Source organism: Vulcanisaeta sp. (assembly GCF_049966235.1).
GTDB lineage: Archaea > Thermoproteota > Thermoprotei > Thermoproteales > Thermocladiaceae > Vulcanisaeta > Vulcanisaeta moutnovskia.
Genome location: NZ_JBMFVA010000025.1, coordinates 1 through 18,092, shown reverse-complemented (window position 1 = coordinate 18,092; position 18,092 = coordinate 1). Strand labels below are relative to the sequence as shown.

The 18,092-nt window shown below is 43.9% G+C and carries 27 protein-coding genes; 13 read left to right on the top strand and 14 right to left on the bottom strand.

What is annotated here, in order from left to right:
- Positions 1-55: 55 nt before the first annotated feature.
- The 3 genes from ACP5L5_RS10530 to ACP5L5_RS10520 are packed head-to-tail and all read right to left on the bottom strand — an operon-like array spanning position 56 to position 1,647.
- On the bottom strand, positions 56-793 hold the full coding sequence (locus ACP5L5_RS10530) for a creatininase family protein (protein WP_428763635.1): 738 nt from the start codon (positions 791-793) through the stop codon (positions 56-58).
- Positions 794-829: 36 nt separating this feature from the next.
- The gene (locus tag ACP5L5_RS10525) at positions 830-1,246 is read right to left on the bottom strand and encodes a DUF86 domain-containing protein (protein ID WP_428763633.1); all 417 of its coding nucleotides are present in this window, start codon (positions 1,244-1,246) and stop codon (positions 830-832) included.
- Positions 1,243-1,647, bottom strand: a complete 405-nt coding sequence (locus tag ACP5L5_RS10520) for a nucleotidyltransferase family protein (RefSeq protein ID WP_428763631.1) — start codon at positions 1,645-1,647, stop codon at positions 1,243-1,245. Before ACP5L5_RS10520 ends, ACP5L5_RS10525 begins: the two co-directional genes overlap by 4 nt.
- A gap of 112 nt (positions 1,648-1,759) precedes the next feature.
- Here ACP5L5_RS10520 and ACP5L5_RS10515 point away from each other — a divergent pair, with 112 nt between their 5' ends.
- Positions 1,760-3,478, top strand: coding sequence for a DUF973 family protein (locus tag ACP5L5_RS10515; RefSeq protein WP_428763630.1), 1,719 nt, complete (start codon positions 1,760-1,762; stop codon positions 3,476-3,478).
- A gap of 27 nt (positions 3,479-3,505) precedes the next feature.
- Here the strand turns inward: ACP5L5_RS10515 and ACP5L5_RS10510 are convergent, their stop codons facing one another.
- The 3 genes from ACP5L5_RS10510 to ACP5L5_RS10500 are packed head-to-tail and all read right to left on the bottom strand — an operon-like array spanning position 3,506 to position 6,525.
- The gene (locus tag ACP5L5_RS10510; protein WP_428763628.1) at positions 3,506-5,284 is read right to left on the bottom strand and encodes a hypothetical protein; all 1,779 of its coding nucleotides are present in this window, start codon (positions 5,282-5,284) and stop codon (positions 3,506-3,508) included.
- Positions 5,285-5,293: 9 nt separating this feature from the next.
- On the bottom strand, positions 5,294-5,986 hold the full coding sequence (locus tag ACP5L5_RS10505) for an MBL fold metallo-hydrolase (protein WP_428763627.1): 693 nt from the start codon (positions 5,984-5,986) through the stop codon (positions 5,294-5,296).
- Positions 5,944-6,525, bottom strand: coding sequence for a hypothetical protein (locus tag ACP5L5_RS10500; RefSeq protein WP_428763626.1), 582 nt, complete (start codon positions 6,523-6,525; stop codon positions 5,944-5,946). The genes ACP5L5_RS10505 and ACP5L5_RS10500 overlap by 43 nt, the downstream gene beginning before the upstream one ends.
- A gap of 99 nt (positions 6,526-6,624) precedes the next feature.
- On the opposite strand from ACP5L5_RS10500, the gene ACP5L5_RS10495 reads away from it, so the two are divergent.
- Positions 6,625-7,449: a DMT family transporter gene (locus ACP5L5_RS10495; RefSeq protein WP_428763625.1), complete on the top strand. Its 825-nt coding sequence runs from the start codon at positions 6,625-6,627 to the stop codon at positions 7,447-7,449.
- Positions 7,450-7,455: 6 nt separating this feature from the next.
- Here the strand turns inward: ACP5L5_RS10495 and ACP5L5_RS10490 are convergent, their stop codons facing one another.
- The 3 genes from ACP5L5_RS10490 to ACP5L5_RS10480 form a co-directional block, all read right to left on the bottom strand.
- Positions 7,456-7,911 carry a hypothetical protein gene (locus ACP5L5_RS10490; protein ID WP_428763623.1) on the bottom strand — a complete coding sequence of 152 codons (456 nt, stop codon included), beginning with the start codon at positions 7,909-7,911 and terminating at the stop codon, positions 7,456-7,458.
- Between the two features lie 124 nt (positions 7,912-8,035).
- Complete coding sequence (locus ACP5L5_RS10485; protein ID WP_428763621.1) at positions 8,036-8,266, bottom strand: hypothetical protein; 231 nt, start codon at positions 8,264-8,266, stop codon at positions 8,036-8,038.
- The gene (locus tag ACP5L5_RS10480) at positions 8,259-8,804 is read right to left on the bottom strand and encodes a hypothetical protein (protein WP_428763620.1); all 546 of its coding nucleotides are present in this window, start codon (positions 8,802-8,804) and stop codon (positions 8,259-8,261) included. Before ACP5L5_RS10480 ends, ACP5L5_RS10485 begins: the two co-directional genes overlap by 8 nt.
- A 123-nt stretch (positions 8,805-8,927) precedes the next feature.
- Between ACP5L5_RS10480 and ACP5L5_RS10475 the strand changes: the two genes are divergently transcribed.
- Both ACP5L5_RS10475 and ACP5L5_RS10470 read left to right on the top strand, forming a co-directional pair.
- On the top strand, positions 8,928-9,152 hold the full coding sequence (locus ACP5L5_RS10475; protein WP_428763618.1) for an antitoxin: 225 nt from the start codon (positions 8,928-8,930) through the stop codon (positions 9,150-9,152).
- Positions 9,153-9,192: 40 nt separating this feature from the next.
- Positions 9,193-9,585 carry a type II toxin-antitoxin system VapC family toxin gene (locus tag ACP5L5_RS10470; protein WP_428763636.1) on the top strand — a complete coding sequence of 131 codons (393 nt, stop codon included), beginning with the start codon at positions 9,193-9,195 and terminating at the stop codon, positions 9,583-9,585.
- On the opposite strand, the gene ACP5L5_RS10465 is transcribed toward ACP5L5_RS10470, so the two are convergent.
- On the bottom strand, positions 9,577-10,302 hold the full coding sequence (locus tag ACP5L5_RS10465) for a 5-formyltetrahydrofolate cyclo-ligase (protein WP_428763616.1): 726 nt from the start codon (positions 10,300-10,302) through the stop codon (positions 9,577-9,579). The genes ACP5L5_RS10470 and ACP5L5_RS10465 overlap by 9 nt on opposite strands.
- Before the next feature lie 239 nt (positions 10,303-10,541).
- Here ACP5L5_RS10465 and ACP5L5_RS10460 point away from each other — a divergent pair, with 239 nt between their 5' ends.
- The gene (locus ACP5L5_RS10460) at positions 10,542-10,811 is read left to right on the top strand and encodes a hypothetical protein (RefSeq protein WP_428763615.1); all 270 of its coding nucleotides are present in this window, start codon (positions 10,542-10,544) and stop codon (positions 10,809-10,811) included.
- A gap of 12 nt (positions 10,812-10,823) precedes the next feature.
- On the opposite strand, the gene ACP5L5_RS10455 is transcribed toward ACP5L5_RS10460, so the two are convergent.
- Complete coding sequence (locus ACP5L5_RS10455) at positions 10,824-11,297, bottom strand: hypothetical protein (protein ID WP_428763614.1); 474 nt, start codon at positions 11,295-11,297, stop codon at positions 10,824-10,826.
- Between the two features lie 291 nt (positions 11,298-11,588).
- Between ACP5L5_RS10455 and ACP5L5_RS10450 the strand changes: the two genes are divergently transcribed.
- From ACP5L5_RS10450 to ACP5L5_RS10430, 5 genes are all read left to right on the top strand, one after another.
- Complete coding sequence (locus ACP5L5_RS10450) at positions 11,589-12,170, top strand: hypothetical protein (protein ID WP_428763612.1); 582 nt, start codon at positions 11,589-11,591, stop codon at positions 12,168-12,170.
- A 32-nt stretch (positions 12,171-12,202) separates the two neighbouring features.
- The gene (locus ACP5L5_RS10445) at positions 12,203-12,592 is read left to right on the top strand and encodes a PaREP1 family protein (RefSeq protein WP_428763610.1); all 390 of its coding nucleotides are present in this window, start codon (positions 12,203-12,205) and stop codon (positions 12,590-12,592) included.
- Between the two features lie 187 nt (positions 12,593-12,779).
- Positions 12,780-13,430: a hypothetical protein gene (locus ACP5L5_RS10440; protein ID WP_428763608.1), complete on the top strand. Its 651-nt coding sequence runs from the start codon at positions 12,780-12,782 to the stop codon at positions 13,428-13,430.
- A 10-nt stretch (positions 13,431-13,440) separates the two neighbouring features.
- Positions 13,441-13,800, top strand: a complete 360-nt coding sequence (locus ACP5L5_RS10435) for a hypothetical protein (protein ID WP_428763606.1) — start codon at positions 13,441-13,443, stop codon at positions 13,798-13,800.
- Between the two features lie 6 nt (positions 13,801-13,806).
- Complete coding sequence (locus tag ACP5L5_RS10430) at positions 13,807-14,079, top strand: hypothetical protein (RefSeq protein ID WP_428763604.1); 273 nt, start codon at positions 13,807-13,809, stop codon at positions 14,077-14,079.
- A gap of 154 nt (positions 14,080-14,233) precedes the next feature.
- Here ACP5L5_RS10430 and ACP5L5_RS10425 read toward each other — a convergent pair whose 3' ends face one another.
- Positions 14,234-14,482: a hypothetical protein gene (locus ACP5L5_RS10425; RefSeq protein ID WP_428763602.1), complete on the bottom strand. Its 249-nt coding sequence runs from the start codon at positions 14,480-14,482 to the stop codon at positions 14,234-14,236.
- Between the two features lie 243 nt (positions 14,483-14,725).
- Here ACP5L5_RS10425 and ACP5L5_RS10420 point away from each other — a divergent pair, with 243 nt between their 5' ends.
- Positions 14,726-15,373, top strand: a complete 648-nt coding sequence (locus ACP5L5_RS10420; protein WP_428763600.1) for a hypothetical protein — start codon at positions 14,726-14,728, stop codon at positions 15,371-15,373.
- A gap of 151 nt (positions 15,374-15,524) precedes the next feature.
- Positions 15,525-16,745: an MFS transporter gene (locus ACP5L5_RS10415; RefSeq protein ID WP_428763598.1), complete on the top strand. Its 1,221-nt coding sequence runs from the start codon at positions 15,525-15,527 to the stop codon at positions 16,743-16,745.
- 4 nt (positions 16,746-16,749) lie between these two features.
- On the opposite strand, the gene ACP5L5_RS10410 is transcribed toward ACP5L5_RS10415, so the two are convergent.
- Positions 16,750-16,995, bottom strand: coding sequence for a hypothetical protein (locus tag ACP5L5_RS10410; protein ID WP_428763597.1), 246 nt, complete (start codon positions 16,993-16,995; stop codon positions 16,750-16,752).
- Positions 16,996-17,026: 31 nt separating this feature from the next.
- Complete coding sequence (locus tag ACP5L5_RS10405) at positions 17,027-17,485, bottom strand: DUF3782 domain-containing protein (protein WP_428763595.1); 459 nt, start codon at positions 17,483-17,485, stop codon at positions 17,027-17,029.
- 80 nt (positions 17,486-17,565) lie between these two features.
- On the opposite strand from ACP5L5_RS10405, the gene ACP5L5_RS10400 reads away from it, so the two are divergent.
- Positions 17,566-18,092: hydantoinase B/oxoprolinase family protein (locus tag ACP5L5_RS10400; protein ID WP_428763593.1), on the top strand; the 527-nt coding region annotated here is incomplete at its 3' end.

The window sequence follows — 18,092 nt, the reverse complement described above, 5'->3', positions numbered from 1 at the left end:
GTCTTTGTTTGCTTGTTAGCTGCATGTTGCTTGCCATGGTCTTATAGACGCATAATTATTTAATCTTTTTAATTGGTAATTTACCATTCCTCAAATCATTTATTAATTGAACAACCTCACTTATCGCTGTCTCGAGTATCGCCTTGCCCTTTTCCTGGCTTGCCTTTGATGGGTATCCCTGCACAGCCTTCGTGTATTCCTGCGCGTAAACCTCCTTTCCGTAAATCCTAAACCTAGCCTCAACCCACTCATCGGCCGAGCCATCCCTCGGCACCCACTTGACTAAGTCTGGATACGCCGCCCAAACCTCACTCGTCTCATCCTCTGCCGCATGGCCCTCCGGCGTCTCGAGGACCTTCTTCCTAACCTCCTTCGCCAGGTCTACCCACCAATTAATGATTACTATGACCAGGTTCGTTTCCTTGGCAACGTCCTTAGCAGCCATGTTTAAGGCGTCAGTATTGCCTCCATGCCCGTTAATGACGACTAGGTACTTAACACCATTCCTAGCGACCTCCCTGAATATATCCCTATAGAGCATGTACAGCGTCTCATTACTTATGGATATTGTGCCTGGAAACTTATCGAGTACGTACGTATTTCCATACCATACAGTCGGTAGTAGTAACACGTTTGTCCTCTTAGCCGCTTCCTCGGCTATGTACGTAGCCATCAACGCATCTGTCCCGAGTGGTAGATGCGGACCATGAGCCTCAACAATCCCTGTCGGCAGTATCGCCACTGTTTTATCCACCTTCTCGAAGTCAGGCCAGGTAAGTTCCCACCAACGCATTAATTAGTGAATTGGTGATGCCTTAAATGCAATACCCTAAGGATCCCAGTACTGCCTAGCCCTATCCCTGAGTGCCAGCGTTAGCTCAAGAACCCTCCTATAACTCCTCGACCTAAGTATTTCATTGATCACGTTTAGGTCTAGGTTCGCATAGCCGTGAACAACGACGTTTCTAAAGCCCACCGGTGATTTAACGAAGGATTCCTCATCACTAATTACCAGATCAGCCTCCCTCAACCTCCTGGCAATGCCTGAATAACCCTCTACCACAATGCCCATGTTTGATAACAACCGCTGGCACAGGTCAATGAATGCCTGAGCCTGCACCTGCAGAGCGTGCATCAACGCCAGCTGGTCACGCCAATTGCTAAGGTCATAACCATGTTCAACAAAATCATCGAGTTTCTTGGTCATGTCCTCAATAATGCTCAATAACTTATCTAAGACCGTCATCTCATCACCAACGCCCTACCTGCATTACCCACGAGGTCAAGCTTCCTAGCATCAATAAGGAAGTCCTCACATATTGAAGCCCTTCTATGCATCCTTAACCACGCATCATCACCGGCCATGTACAGTATCACGCCGTCACCAAAGACCTCATGAATTAAGTAACAATCAGTACTGTCGCCAATGGGCACAAGATCTACCTTATCCGTATCCAGGTAATCGAATAGGTCAAAGAGTAACCGTGAATACCTACCTAGGTCAAGCCCTCCCACGAACTCCACCGCAATACCAACATCCTCGCCAAAACCCCTCCTAATAATGGAACCAAAGAGAACCGCATAGTAAATGCCGTAGTTGCTCCATGAAAACCTCCTCAACTTATCAATCACTGATTTATCAAGCATTAAGCTCAATCCAAGGATTACATTCATACTTAAAGTATTTATGTTTACTCAATGTCTCAAGCAGGTGCTTGCAAAAACCTTATCTCTCAGTATATAATTACTTAATTAATCTATGAAGGGCTACGTAATGACCACAGCTACACGCATGGTTAAACGCTCAATTCCACTATTAATTGCAGCACTGGCATTAATGGTAGTACCCAAGACAGTACTTGCACTCAATGGTTGCTACATATTCGTTAGTATCAATTTAACCTCAACGGGCTTCCCATACAATGTCGCGTTCTACGCGAAAGTGGGCTCAAACCGTCTCGTGCATTGGCCCACAATTACTGCTGGCTTATTTAATAAAACCATACCCATCACGCTCAGCGAGAGGGCGCCCCAGGTCAGTATATTATTCCTTAATAAAACCATTAACTACGTATCATCAAAACCACCCTTTTTCTACACAGCCGAATTAACAGCTACCTGGAGCTACGCAGTATATCCAATAAACATCACCAATTATGTTTCATACACCCAGTTAGGTCCCTGGCTGAACATGACGATGATTAACAATAGCTGCAGGTATCTACACGCATACGTGGTTCTACGTCCAGTACCTGCCATAATTAATGCAAGACCTGACTGGGTGTACTTCAGCGCATTCATGGTAATGCTAATATTACTAATTGGGATCCTGTTAATTATTATTTACCTACTCCTCATCAAGCCCATAAAAAAGCCCATCAGCAGCTCATCAGCGTCACTCGGTGTTTATCACTTTAGTCGTGGCATACTAATATTCTTGGTTACAAGCATCATAAACATAATCATGACAATGATATTCCTAATGTCATCAATACTCACGGGAAGTCCACCGCCGGTCCTCGCCCTATCGAGTGGATTCACGGCGTTTAACCACGTAACGGCAAACCTACTGTACGTCACGTCTCAGGGTCAATTAACAGTGGGGAATTTGGCAAGTATTGCGAGGTACATGACCATGACATCCATAGTAATCGATGTAGTATATGCGTTATTCATAGTAGCCATGGTTTTCCTTAAGGATGGATTCTTCAGGCTGGGTTTTATTAATGATAATGTCCAAATCGGTTACTACGGTTCATTAGTAAACATATTCGGCATAATACTCCTAATGATTGCCTATCCAGCAATAATTATTTTAGCAGAACCATTCGCCATATACGCAATTGAACATGTGACTCCCCCAATAGTACCCAGCATAGTCTCAATCGCTGAGGAGTTAATAATGGCTGCGGTTCTGGGCCTAATAGGCTTAATAGTGTTACTTGTGGGTTTCATCATGATACTCATAGCCACATACAGGTTACTACTCACCTACAGCCCAACCACGAGGCATCTCAGCACAGCAATAGCCTTACTGATAATAGGCATTATTTTAAACCTCGTGAGTATAATGGGCATAGGCCTAGGCCTAATCACATACGCACCGGCCATCGCCTATTTATATTACTTAACAACGCTCACATTGAATAGGGTCTCTAATCTCAACGACGTAGACGCGCTAATACTCAGTGCGGAGCACGAGCTGGACATGGCAAGGGCCAGCACCTATCCAATTGATAATTTAAAGAGGGCATTCAACTACGCAGTTAAGGCATTGGCAATTAGGGAGGGACTACCTGAGGTTCAGGATGCGGTGAGGATAGGCCATTGGACAAGTCAGCTTGTGACGAGCGCAGTAATGCGATTATCAGATAAGTTACCAATGGCGAAGGAGTTATGGCTAGTCCTAAGCCAGGGCCCAGTAACCAACATCGATGAGGTAATAGGTAAGGTTAAGGAATTACTCAGAATGCTTTAATCAAACAATGAACTTACTCAGCAGCGCTCAGCCCTGGCACACAGTAGCGCCAGGCCATGGGTATAGATAGGGCAGATAATCCAGGTAATAACCACTACCGTTAATTACAACACCCATAGGCCAGTACGATAATACATCTTGGCTAGTTTCAATGGCAGGTGTGCCTACAAACGTCACGTAAAAGCCCCATACACTACTTGGGTTAGTACCAATTTTTACATAATAAGTTTGATATATGCAACTTCCTGAGGCTAATCCGCTCAGCATGTAGGTAACGCCAAAGCCTATTAAATGTGCGATTATTGGGTCATCAAATATGTAGTCAGCCAATATCTCGGCAATTGCACCACCAACGTCTGGTGCCCATCCAGGTATGACTGGGGTATACGTATTAATTACGTTTTGTATATTATACGTCACATAATTATCTGCTACCTGTGCCGGACTGGGTGCATTATTGCACTCGGTTGTTTCTGAAATTGAACTAATGGCTGGGTTATAATAATATGACTGCCCGTCAAGAAGGGCAAATGCTTTACCAGCAAGTCCTTGCTTTGTTAGCAATGTTAAGGTATTAGTTATTGAGCCGTTACTAATATCAATATATGGATATACATAAAGAGTGCCTGGACTATATGATGAAGAACTTAAACTCAATACCATCGTACCATTAGCCACATAAATTGGTATGCAAGAGCCACCTTGATATAAGCAATCGAGGAATGTGACGGCAGCAACATTACCTATTGCTGCGAGGAATAATGAACCTGAACCCGGCACATAATAAGTCGGTGTACCCTTTGGGCATTCCAAGTTAAGGGAACTTCCATAGCCAACAGCCACGGAGCCTGTCTCACCACAGAATGAATTTATGTATATATTTATCTCGCTTGAGAATGTAATTGTAGGACTACCTGATGTAACTGTCGTTACATAATTATCATTTGAGTAATTGTATATAGCATATGTTGCGTAGAAGCCACTCCCGCTTTGTGCATAATTTTGGCCTCCTAAGCCTATATTTATGTACGTAATACCACTGCTCCATACATTAGATCCCCAACTCACGAAGAAGAATGGTATTGGCCCATTAAATTCGTAGCAACTCTCCAATTGCCACGATGATGAGCTAGGCAGACCAGGTGGATTGCTTAGGACAACACTATTACCCATGCATGATCCTTCATAGCTATACCCATATGGGTCTGTTGTATTTATCTCGGCATTACTCATTGTCGTGCTTACAACAGTCTTTGTTATGTTTCTCGGTATTGGTAGTGGCTTTGTCATTGTTAGGTTTACTGTTGCCATTATTGCTATGTGCTCATTACTTATTACCCACCTTGGATTATAGGGTATTGCCAGTATTATGAACCTAATCGTGTGCGTCTCACTGGATGTGTACGTGGCAAATGCCAGTAGTGATGGCCATAGTCCAGTCACCCGCCATTCCCCGGCTATTTCCCTGATTAAGGGGCTTGTTAGGTTTATACTTATTGTGCCTACCCCGTAGTAGTAGCCCACAGTGTATATCTTCGTCGGTGTGAATGCGAATAGACTCACCGTCGCTGGTACGGGCGTGTTATTTATGTATGCACGTATTATCAATGTTGGTGCTGTGAGGCTACTCACATTGTAGTAATCTATGCGTGATTCCTCGCTTGTGAGTGTCATGAATGGCTTTGGCTGGGTCTGCGTTTGGGCTAGGACTGCCAGGGTTATTGAGAGGACTGCCATTGAGAGTATTGCTAGGGTAACTATGCGTGCCCTGCCTATTTGCCTGGGCATGGTGGTTACCTTAACCATGGGGCTTTTTTACTTCGGCTTTTTATAACTAATGTGCCTTGTCTCATTCGGGCAAGCCTCCATTGGAATTAATACGTTGTTGATCTTTTCCCCACCAATCGTGGTTGATGGCCCATGGCCTGGATAGACAATGAAGTTGTCGGGTAATTCCCTGTACAACCTACACACGGAATCCCTGAGCCTATCCATGTCGCCCCCAGGTAGGTCTGTCCTACCGACGCTACCCGCGAAGAGTGTGTCTCCAGTGATTACGAAGCCATCGCCGATTATTGATATTGAGCCAGGCGTATGCCCTGGAGTGTGCATAACCCTTAAGTTAAGCGGTAATTCTGACTCCTCATCAATGAATACAGGCTCCGGCAGTTCTGGTTTTGTGAATCCCCACCTTGAGACTAATTCATTAAATATCTCCTTCAATTCCCAATCAAGCCTATGCGCCATGAATGGAACGCCTAAGTGCTCTGTTAATTCCTTAACTGCACTCACATGATCAAAGTGTAGGTGCGTTGCAACTACGGCCAAGGCCCTCCTACTGCCTAGGGCATTTAGTATGGCCTCAGCCTCATCTCCCGGATCAATTATCACGCAGGAATCACCATCGCATACAAGGTAACAGTTGGTTTCAAGGGGCCCAACAACTACTACCTCCACTGTGAGCATTAGGATCCCTGCCTTTGGCTTGGCCTGCCCATTATTGACCACACCTCAATTGCGCAGGCGAGTATTGATAATGACTGTATTGTTGCCCCCACGTAATTAATGACTGACCTATTGACGAGTATCAATACTATGACCGCGATAATGAGTACCGTGCTCACCAACCACATGTACCTTGATGCCTTATGCGTTGCGATGCTCGTTAACACTGCGTAAATGCCGATCATTAGCGCCAGGGCGATTATTAGGGATATCACTGAGGCTATGAACTGCCTAATCAATAGTAGGGCTAGGCCTATTATCATAGCTGCCGTAAACGCTATGGGCACGTAACCCCTCTCAAGGCCGTTACGCACAAGCGTAATGCCGAGGTACGTGTATAGGCCCAGTATTAACGCCAGGGTGATCAGGGCAAGCACGGCTATGTTGCTGGGTATGTAAAGCATGAAGTATGGCAGTGGTATGTCCGTGTATATCGTTAGGTAGCTGGTTATGAAGAGCCATAATAGGGATGCGAAGTTGACCACCACAAAACCCACATAGAACCAAACAAGCCTACCAAGCATCTTTGTACTTACGCCCATACTATAAGTACGCCATAAGACGCCCTTAAATCTCTTATTCATTAAATAGTGGGTGCCAGAAATCCTTATAACACTCCATATTAGTCACGTGATTAGGTTATGAATAATAAACTTCGTGGTTACCTAGCCATGCTTGGCGTCCTCATTGCCTGGGGCTCGTCCTACTCAATCTCTAAGGTTGCCATGTATTACATGTCCCCCTTCGTGCTCACGATGTATAGGTTCGGCTTTGGTGGGTTATTACTATTCCTAATTGGCAGGGGCTTGGTAATAAATCGTAGGTACGTAATCAATGCATTACTTAATGGGGCCTTATTCGTGGTCTTCCTGAACCTAGCCATTGAGTATAGTTCAAACCCAGCCCTGGTCTCCGTGCTCGTTTATACACAGCCAATCTTCGTACTAATACTATCAATAGCCCTATATGGCGAAAAGCCGACTGCGCTGCAGGTAGTTGGTATCATAATGGCATTTAGTGGTTTATTGATTGCCGTCGGTGTTTATAGCTTTGACATTGGTGACACCATTGCAATACTTGGTGGTTTCATTTGGGCACTGGGCACTCATTATTACAGGAGGAACTTGGTCCATGAGGACCTCATTAGGTTGAATGCCTCGATGGCGGTCATATCGGCATTAATAGCAGCACCAACGCTCATCATTAACCCGCATATGGAACTGACATTGAATACCGTTGCGTGGGGCATAATCGTCGCGTTGGTGGCCCAGGTAATGGGCTTCCTATTTTGGTTCCTCGGTGTTAAGGACCTCGGCCCCGTGACTGCAAGCTCAATCTCAATACTCGTACCTGCATCCGCATATCTATTCGCCCTATTAATACTTGGTAAGGTCCCAACGGAAATGGAGGCAATAGGCTCGGCAATAACATTAGCCGGCGTCTTAATATCGCAGTTAAGGGCCTAGCGAACCTTATTGACCCTGTAGGTTCAGGGTTTCGTAAAGAACCTGCTGGCCATTGGTAAATACTGCCTCTGCCGTGTTTATGCCGTAAATCCTCGAATCGCCGTTGTAATTCACGGCGCAATTTCCAACCCTCAACGCTACACCTACGTAATGCGTCCCATTACTAATTATAGTCAATAACGCAGAGCTTCCAGGCGGTATAAAGCACTTATTACTTGATATGAAATCGGCATTGTTGATTACGATGTATGCCAGTTCTACGTACTCCGTGCCTGAATTAATGATTATAAATGTCGCGTTATTCTGTGACATACTTGGGCCCTCTATCATCACCCTAACGCCAAATGACTTCGATTCATTACTGGCTATCCCAAATACCCAAATTACTATTGCTATGGTTAATGTTATTGCTACCACCACGAGTATTATTGTCGTTATTGTATCGCTCAACCCCTCACTCATTGTGGTTATAAGTTTCAATTCCCATTAATAAGCATTATTCTTAATGAAAAATATAGCTACGAATAACGAGAAAAACGTTGGTAGGGATACAATCATTAGGAAATGATTTTATATTTAGGTTTAATCACGAATTATAGGTTGATATGAACACTAAGGCCTTAACTGTGGCATTCATTGTCATTGGCGCGGTCCTAGTACTAACGTTGATCACTTTACTGAACGTACAAAGCGCGCCATTCCCAGCAGGTTCATGGGTTGGTATGGTAATTAACATACCAAGGCAGCCACTCCTTAACCCACTAATCATCGTTAATGGCGAGTTAATTAATATAACCGTGCAGGACCCACTATACACGTTCCATCACTACGGGTTCAGACCATACGCCCTCAACATGCTGGAAACCGTTAATCTCAATGGGGGTAGGTATACCGTGTATGCCGTTATAATAGAAGTTCAATGGCGGTGGTCGGTTATAATCGGCCTGGTAAGTATTACCAATTCCCGGCAGGTCAGATGACGGACTTTGAGAACCAATACACGACCAACTTCTGCGGCTGTTAATGCATGTTTTATGCATTAATGTACGTGCAGGTGCGATACTACTCTCCATTAATTTAGTCATTACCTTTGACGTTAATTCGTATGTCGCGGCTATGTTTGAGTTCAGAACCCTCAACTGGTTACTTATTAGGTCGAGCCCGTCAATTACCTCTTTACGTAGGTCATCAATCTTTCTACCTAATTCATCGAGCCTACTCATCATTGCATACATAAGTATTAGTTCTGTATCTTCCCTGGAAATCTCCTTCCTACTAATCCAGTTAGGTAACTGGGCAATTACGTAGTCCACACCCTTACTGAGTACTAGGCTCATTAACTCACTTAAGTCCACACTTGCCAAAGTAGTCCTTGAGCCTTAACTTAAGCCTTATTTTAGGAGCGTCTTGAATAATGAATCCATTTACAGTATTCATTGCTAGCAAGCCTTATAATTGTATTCGATTAATTGTTTACAATGAGTGTAGTACTGTCTGTTAGGATACCCAGGTGGTTGAAGGAGGAGTTGGATAGGCTTGGTATTGATTACTCGAGGGAGATTAGGGAATTCCTTGAGAGGAGAGTTCGTGAGGAATTAGCGAAGAGGCTTGAGGCTAGGTATGAGGAGCTTTTAAGGGATTCACCAATAATAAAGGGTAACCTAGCCGTAGAATTCATTAGGGAGGATAGGAATGCACGGTAAGCAGATAGTCTGTGATGCCAGTGTTATTGTTAAATGAGTCATTAGGGAGGATTATAGTGATTACGTTGGTAGAATAAGGATTGACCACATTAGTGGCAGAGTAACTGTCGTAATCCCATCAATAGCAATTACGGAAGTAACGAACGCACTTAGAAAGTATTATCTACGTGGATTGGTTAGCGAGGATTTTATAAGGAGATCATTGGAACTGTTAAGAGATAGCCTTCTCGATATTCGCGAAATAACGCGGAACTTAATTATGAAGGCCTTGGACTTCTCCATAAAGCATAACGTGGCGATATACGACGCTGTATACGTAGTGTTAGCTATGGAATTAAATACCGTCCTATACACAGCGGATGAAGCATTAATAAACGCGCTAGGCAACGCTCCGTACATAAGGCACGTAAGGGATTACGTATCGTCAACGTAATTTACGCAACTCTGCCAGTAATGGTATTTCCCTAAGCATTTCCTCGGTCACGTATTCCCAATAAATGCCGACCGGCTTACTATCAACTCTATTCACACGTATTACCCTACTTGGCGTAACGATAATGTCGACGGATAGGTCAAATGGCTCTTTGGGAATCTCATCGCTTACTAACTGTAGCTCGTGAACCGTGGTTATGACTGGCGTATTCTCATTGACCTTACCCAAGGCACTAGCGATGCCCCACTCAATCTCCGCATAACCATGTGACTTACCCAGCCTGCGGCCATTACCCGGGTTTACGGCCACGGAGCCTACTATAACGAGGTCTATGTTGGGCATATCCCAAGGCTTAATCGGCGCACCCCACCTGAATGCGCCCCTTATGGTCGAAGCCTCACCATAGTACTGCCTCGGTATTCTACGAGGATCAAGCATTAGAAAGCCCTCCCTGATCCTCGGTGTCGGCATTATCAACAACTTACCATTAACTAGCGTCAACTCCCTACATCGGCGCTGGGGTGAGTCTGGGTTGATCTTCACCACATGAGCCTTAGTAAACTCAGGCAGTGAAGCAGCCAGTTCGCAAGCCCTTTCAGCACCTACGAAGTTGGGTATCCTGCCATAAACAGGCCTTGGGAATGCCGCTACGTTCCTCTCCTCAAGTAATTTCCAAATCCTCTCCCTAATCGCCTGCTTCATGACCTTAATGTCCATTATGGGCCACTTCATTAATCGTGAAATTAAATAAATTACTGTCTACACTTACTCAGGAGTGATTAGGGTAAATCCCGAGGAGGTAATTAAATGGGCTCGGGAGCAGCGTCTTGTATTAGGTGGTAATGTAGTTATTAATTTTAGGGATAGAGAGCGAGAAATAACGGAGTTGTCGAGCGACCTGAGTATTGGGGCATGCGTGTTATCTATGGCCAGCTTGGTGCTGGTAAAACAGTGTCTTGATTGCCGCCTACGCATTTAGGTATGCAGCTTTAGCGGCTAGCTACGACCTGGCTAGGGCGCTTGCTCTAAAGCCTAGGGTTTTGATAATTGACGAGCCAACGGCGAATGTTGACTCAGAGACCGCGGAGACGATATTGACGGTGCTGAGGGACTTCGTGGATAGGGAGAGGGCGGTAATAATGGTGACCCACGACAGAGAAGCCCTAGTGTACACGGGTAGGAGTTATGCATTGGTCAACGGAAAGCTTACGGAAATAACCAGGTAAGGTACGTGGAGGTTAGGAGCCGCAGCATATTATTGCGTAGAACTCCTTACCGTTACTATCAGTCAGCTTCACTAGTCTCCACTTATCGTTGCAGCCGACCGTGGAGAACACCCATACCTTTATCCTTCTGCCGGTGGGCGCTTTGGCCCAGCCCCAAGCATTGAACAGTGGATAAAGTCTGAAACCTAAGGGCGAGAAAATGTAGTAATCCCTTAAATTTCTCCTCTCATCAATTACCTCAACAACTCTGAGTCTATCCCTGCATATGTAAGTACTGAACTCGGCATAATTGCCCAGGAATTTACAATCCTTGGGAAAGTACGGAATAGTTGATAGTAAAATAAGTGCGATAACCTCAACAAATATTAAAGCAATAAGCAGCATCGGCGGTAAATAATATACACCTAATACTGCGGTAATGATAAGCGGAGAGACCCCTATTAAAAGATCTATCCATAAGCTTGAGAGCTTGAAGCAGAATTTCATAATTATCACTTAAGCGAGTGTAATGCTTATAAACTTTTAAAAAAAGATATAATGGAGCCAAAGGAAAAGTTTCAGAAAGACATTAAGGACTTAATCAGTCGCAGGGAACTTTTAAAGACGTCCGCAGTCGTTGTTGGCGGAGTTGAATCCTAGTGAGGAAATAGCGAATATGTGCGAGACGTGTTACCTGTTAGTGACTAGGTACAGGAATTCGTTATTTAAATTGCCGCTGAGGAAGGAGGAGCTTTTTAAGGCTGCCTTGAGTAACAAGGGCATAGGTGATTTGCTGCGATGCAGAGTTTCTTCCTCAATTCATGGGATATAATTAGGATTGTGATTAGTAACTCGGGCCCCTTGATCGTTATTTTATTGGCAACCGTGGTGCTGCCTACGTTGGTCATACTGGCGCTGTTGCTGCACGCGTATAAGGTAATCCGCGGTAAGAGCAAGGTGAGAGTTTATAGAAAGAGTATTATCGTGGCTATAGTCATCTTCCTAGTTGCAGCGGCTATTATCTCGGCGTTAGTTGTTTGGGGACCATTGATCCTGCTTCCCGGCAAGTACGGCTACTCCGTGGTCAACAATACGTTGGTCATGTACCTGCCCATCGGTAAGTTTTACGTGAATCTCTCCGAAGCCAGTGTATGTGTGGTTAATGTGACCTACGCCATGAGGATTGAAGGCTTTGCCTACGGCCCATTGGGCATGGGGCTCTTCGTCATTAATGGTAACTACATGAACGTATTCTTTTATGCGCCCGAGGGTTTACGTTGGATCTACGTGATTAAGTATGGCCATGAGGTCCTCGGCCTATACGCACCAGGCCTTCAATTACCCGTTAAATGCAACGATTACGCTGCCTCAAGTCCTTAGGGTTTATAAGTGTTCATTACATTAGCCCTTGTATGGGTTACGCATCCAGTAGTGAGGCTAGGAAACATGCCGAGCTTGCGTTGAACGCGTTCAATGAGGGTCTCGAGTTCGTTAATAAGGGTGATGTTGTTCAGTCTAGTGAGAAGTTGTATAGGGCTGTTGAGGAGGGTGTTAAGGCGTTGGCGATTGCAAAGGGTCTTGATGAGGCCAGGGAAGCCCTTAGCAAGGGAAGGTGGACTGTGAGTTTGCTGGATAAGGCGGCAATCAAACTTGGCGATGATGTGGCAAGGGCCTGGGATGCAGCGTACTTCCTACACGTGAACGGTTTCCATGAGGTAAGAATAGACATTGATGAGGTTAAGTCAAGATTACCAGTAATACAGAGTTTGATTAATATCGTTAAGGAGGAGCTTGGGTTCTAACTATTACCATGGTTATAAGGAATTGGTCGTGACAATTATTTAATTGTACATTGATCCGTTATTATAAGACTTGCGTGCCTTGCATTCTTTAGGTTTAAGTTAAGTTGAAAGAAACATAAAAAGAATAGGTATGCTGGTTCATGAGATGATTTAAAGATTTATTAAGGTAGTAAGGGAGAGTAAGGCGATGAATGCTTCTTCAAATATGCAGGAACCTAGTGATAGGTTATCCCTTATTTATGTCGGTGTTTCTAAGATATATAGGGGATACCTTGCAATTATTGCTATAGCATTACTAATTCTAGTACCAATCATGGTTTTTGCGCCGGGTAGTACATCAATCATGGTTCTAGTTAAGAATGTGGCGTTTTTACAATTCCTCGGCTTATTAATAATGTTACCAGTAATGTATCGCTATATCTATAAAGGATTCGCTAGTTTAGCCGTAGCCGATAAGAGGACTTACGGTATTGGTAAGATAGGAGCCCTCGGATTATTAGCGATTAATACTATGGCAATTGGTGAATATCTGTATATAATGGTTGCGACAAGTCTTAAGTCGCTGACATTATTGTTAATGATCATGATTAGTCTTGTACTAGGATTCACACTCAATTTACTAACGATGATAGCCCTATACAGACTTGGTAATGAGTTTATAATTGATGAATTGAAACTTGGCGTGATTGGGTTAATTATCGCGACCTTATTGATAGTAATACCGAACCTAATAACGATATATATTGGTGATATAATGGGTATATTTAGTATAGCAGGTATACTTCATGGCCTTAATAACGTTAGGAAGATAATTAGGGATAGATGGCGTAATTTATGAGGTGATGCCTATGAGATTTAGGATATTATTACTGTTCATCATTACTTCAATAATGTTACTCTATATTGCGTACCCATACCTTACATATGTACTTGGTGGTTTACCGCCAAGTGGTATCATTACTTTTAATAGGACGTATATTGTATTTCCGCCGAATAATGGCGTATCGCCTATATTGAAGCTTTATGATGTATCGCCAGGCTCCACGTACGAGCTCATTACCGTACTTCCAACAAGGGCTGGTGGCTTTTTCTGCTACTTGCTTCCTGAGGGTGAGGTTTGGTTTTCATGTTCAGGTAATTATACGATACTCTTAATGATTATGAATGACACGATTAGTGGGTGGCACTTATTGTATTATAATTATTAATTTGCGGTGTACGTTAATGACACGATTATCCTAACTGGTTACTTAATTAATGGTACATTCGTGATAACTCACTACAGTAGTGGTGTTTTTGGGTTCATAGCCAATGTTTATTATGGGAATTGCCTCGGCATGACCCCGCTCGGCTTTAATAATGGGAGTATGGTATTAATTATTCCATCGGTTGGTTCAATATTTAGAGTAATTAAGTATGTTGGCTTTCATAATTCAATTGACCAATTACTAAACGGCGTGGTTACTGAATCATTGTTAAGACCCTAAGTATTTATTGTTAATTGAAACAATTACAGTAAGGCCATTAACATGCGATCTTAATCCTACCTTATAGCACTTATGTGCATTAATGAACTTAGAAACCACAGCATACTATCGCATAAAACTCTCTACCATCCTCACTCATCACTCTCATCATCCTCTACCTGCAATTACGATTAAGGCCGGAAAATAGAAAGATAGCATTATCATTGCGGAGCGGAATCCATGCATTAAATAATGGATACCCCCTAAAGCCGTATGACATAAATCTCACGGCTTTGAACCTATCCTTAAAGTACGACCTTAAGTCATCTCTTTCCTCAATAAATTCGAGAACTTTATACTTTCCTTCATTAATATCTGTCTTAAGTATTACGTAATTACCATCAATTCTGCAATCAACGGGCATTAGCCATAGAATCGTAGTAGTGATTACGGCATCTACTGGAATTAACGTGAGTGCTATAATAATTAATGTACGTGTAGATAAGGTGATGGGTGTCACATTTACGACTAGTAAAATGGCTACGATGATGATAATCCAAAATACGGCCCATTTCCTAGAATTGCACTGTGCGTCTTTATGCATGCTCAGTTTTAGGTTGTCTACTTATGTTGAATATTTAAATTTCTAAATTTTTATTAATAATCAATGGCTGGTAATGGAGGTCTAGGTAATAGTAGCGATAGGGAGAGGATGATTCTCCTTTATCACGGCGTTTCGAGGATTTTTGACGGGTATATAGCGAGTATAGCGTTGGGCATATTGCTAGCTATTGTGCTTGTGGCTATTATATTGTCTAGTGATGATAATGTTAACGTACTTATTCATAATTTCGGCATCTTCTTCATTACCGTCGGTATCCTAGGTTTACCTTTTACATTTTTCTTTATGTACGGGGGCTTTACGTACCTGGCACGGGCGGATAAAGGTAGGTATGGCATTGGCGTACTGGGTGCTATTGGCTTGTTAGCTCTGGGTTTAGTCCTTATTTCAGAGGGCGCATACCTTGTTATTACACGTGTTTCCTACTCCATATTCTTAATAATGAGTGTGATAACGATAATTGCTGGCTTTGTGTTTGAGTTACTTATGTATATAGTTCTGTACAGACTTGGCGATGACTTCAGCGTTAGTTACCTAACGGCTGGTGTTATCGTTTCTTTGTTTGCAACTGTACTCTTGGCAGTACCCGTAATCAACATTGTGGGGGACGTCATTGGGCTTATCGCCTTTGTATTGATTCTTGTGGGACTTAATGAGGTTAAGAAAAGCATTGAGAGAACAATTGCTCATTAAATGATTATGGCAGCGAAGGAATTATTTATTAAATCATTAAGTGAAGTATAGGCCGGCATTATTCTACGGCATTTTATGTCCGGAGAATCATCTTTATCGCTGGAGTATACGGAGAATTTGGTTTTTAAGGGATTTGTTTTTGATATCGATTGTGCCCGGTTGGGATAGGGATGTTTGGTTGCTTCTTGCTTCCAGGGGATTGAGGAGCGTGGCTGGTGGTGCGCTTGGTGTAGTTACTGGGCTTTACCTGTATTACTACCTGCATTTATCATTAACCGAGGTTGGCATTTTCTTTGGCGTTGGCGCATTCACGGCGCCACTCCTCTCACTCCTCTTTGGTAGGTTTGGTGATAAGTACAGTAGGAAGGTGATCCTACTACTGACGCTTGCCTTCCTGCCGATAGCCACGGCAATACTCCTAATCACCAGGTATTATCCATTACTCCTACTTGCAGCTGCATTGGGAGGCTTTGGTACGGCTGGGGCGTTGGCTAGTGGTAGTGTTGGTGCCGTGGCTGCGCCCGTCCAAACGGCTATATTAGCCGATAAGACCGAGGGCATGGATAGGTCCATGGTATATGCAATATTCAACTTAGTATCTGGAACGGCATCAGCAATCGGAGCATTATTAGCTAACCTTAGCTATCGAGACGTATTCTACGCGGCTCTTGCATTATCAACGATCAGCCTATTCGTGATATTACCAATTAAGGAGGAGCATGGACCTAAACGTCGAGCCAATGACGATCCAAACGGTAATTCCAAGACCATAACTCAACAAGTTAGGAGAGATTTAACGTACATAAAGAGGTTCGCGATAGTCGGCGCACTGAATGGCACAGCCCAGGGATTAATAACGCCATTCCTACCGATAATATTTAAGATGGTCCTCCACGTGAATAATGGAGTCGTTGGTGACGTATTCTTCATTGGCGGTCTCGCTGCGGCCTTCACATCACTCACGGCGCCAGTCTTCTCGAGGATTTTCGGGCTTAGGGACGCCATAATAATTCCGAGGATAATATCGACAATCGCCCTAATACTAATCCCCTTCTCAACAACTCTTTACCTGGCCGCAATCACGTATGTGATTTACGTGATGTTTAGGGTCTCATCCCTAGCCCCACAGCAGGCGCTAATGATGGAGCTCGTGGGCAGAGGCAATAGGTCAACAGTCTCTGGGGTTAATCAAGCGTCACGATTGTTACCATCGGCGACGGCAACGTCTGCGGCCGGTCCAATGCTTGATTACCTACCAATACCTGTGCCGTTCACTATAGCATTTGCAGTAAATATCGCAAATATAGCCCTATACAGAAAGTTCTTTCCCAACCCAAAACCAACGCGTGGAGGGGTAACCGTGATTGAGTAAATGGCTAAACAACCTCGGAGGCCCTAACCTCAACACCCAATTCCCTAGCCAACTCAAGTGCTCTCTTCCTAATCGCCGAGCCAACGATGAGTAGCCTCGGCTTTACCTTATTAACCCTCTCGTAGAGGATTCCCTCCCTATATAATTCAGCCACGTCCCCACGGTCAATGCTCGCCTTGTACTCAACGAGTATGTGCTCGTTATCCCTAATAAGAACGTCAACGTCAATGACCGAGGGATGACCAAACACGAAACCCTCGCCATCATAATAGGTCCAGCGCCTAACCTGGTAAACCTTGAGTAGGTCGCTTGGCTAAGTACTTAATGGACTCCCTAAAAGCCTCCTCAGTGAACAATCCATAACGGTAACCCAATGCCGTTACTGATGATGTTAGCTTCTCAATACTACTCTGCATAATGAGTATAACCTCGCCATGTCTCTTAACATCCTCACTTAATGTCTCCACAACCTTCCTAAGCTCATCATGGGATTTAACGAGCGTCTCCACGGCTCTCCTCATTTCCTCAAAGGACTTACTTAGTAATTCCACAGTTTTCCTTAATTCGCTTACTTCCTCGCCCTGCTTAGCAGCGATGTCCTTCAAATCAGCAATAGCCCTAACTAGGTTGTCAACTGAGGACTTAAGATCACTAATGCTCAATAGCCCCATTACTGCATACCTAAATTCCTCATCCTCCTTAAGTAACCTCAAAAGTTCCTTCCTTAGATCAAGGCCCATGCCCTATTTGAAATTCGCACTTAATTATTTAAACCTACCCATAGCAATGCTTTATTAGGGGTTTGAAACATATCCTTAGGATGGTTTCGTGGGAACTCGTGTTTAGGGCTTCGGTATTCATTGCCGAGGAGATGGGAGTCGCCCTACGTAGGTCAGCCTTCTCGCCTAATATCCGTGAGAGGATGGACCATAGTTGCGCAATAACGGATTCTGAGGGCAATATTGTGGCTCAGGCGGAGCACATACCAGTGCACCTGGGCTCATTCAGGGTAGGTGTTAAGAACTTGCTCAATTGGCTTAGTAATGAGGGTGTTGAGCTTAGCCCTGGCGATGCCGTATTACTCAATGACCCATATATATCTGGTACGCACTTAAATGATGTCATGGTCATGGAACCAATTTACGTCGATAATAGGCTCGTGGGCTATGTCGTTAATAAGGCGCACCACGTGGATGTCGGTGGCCCAGTACCAGGTAGTATTAACCCAAGCGCCAGGACAATATATGAGGAAGGCTTAGTCATACCGCCAGTCAAGATTATGATTAAGGGCGAGCTCCAGCGTGACATACTCAACGTAATACTTAGTAACTTTAAGACCCCGGAGAC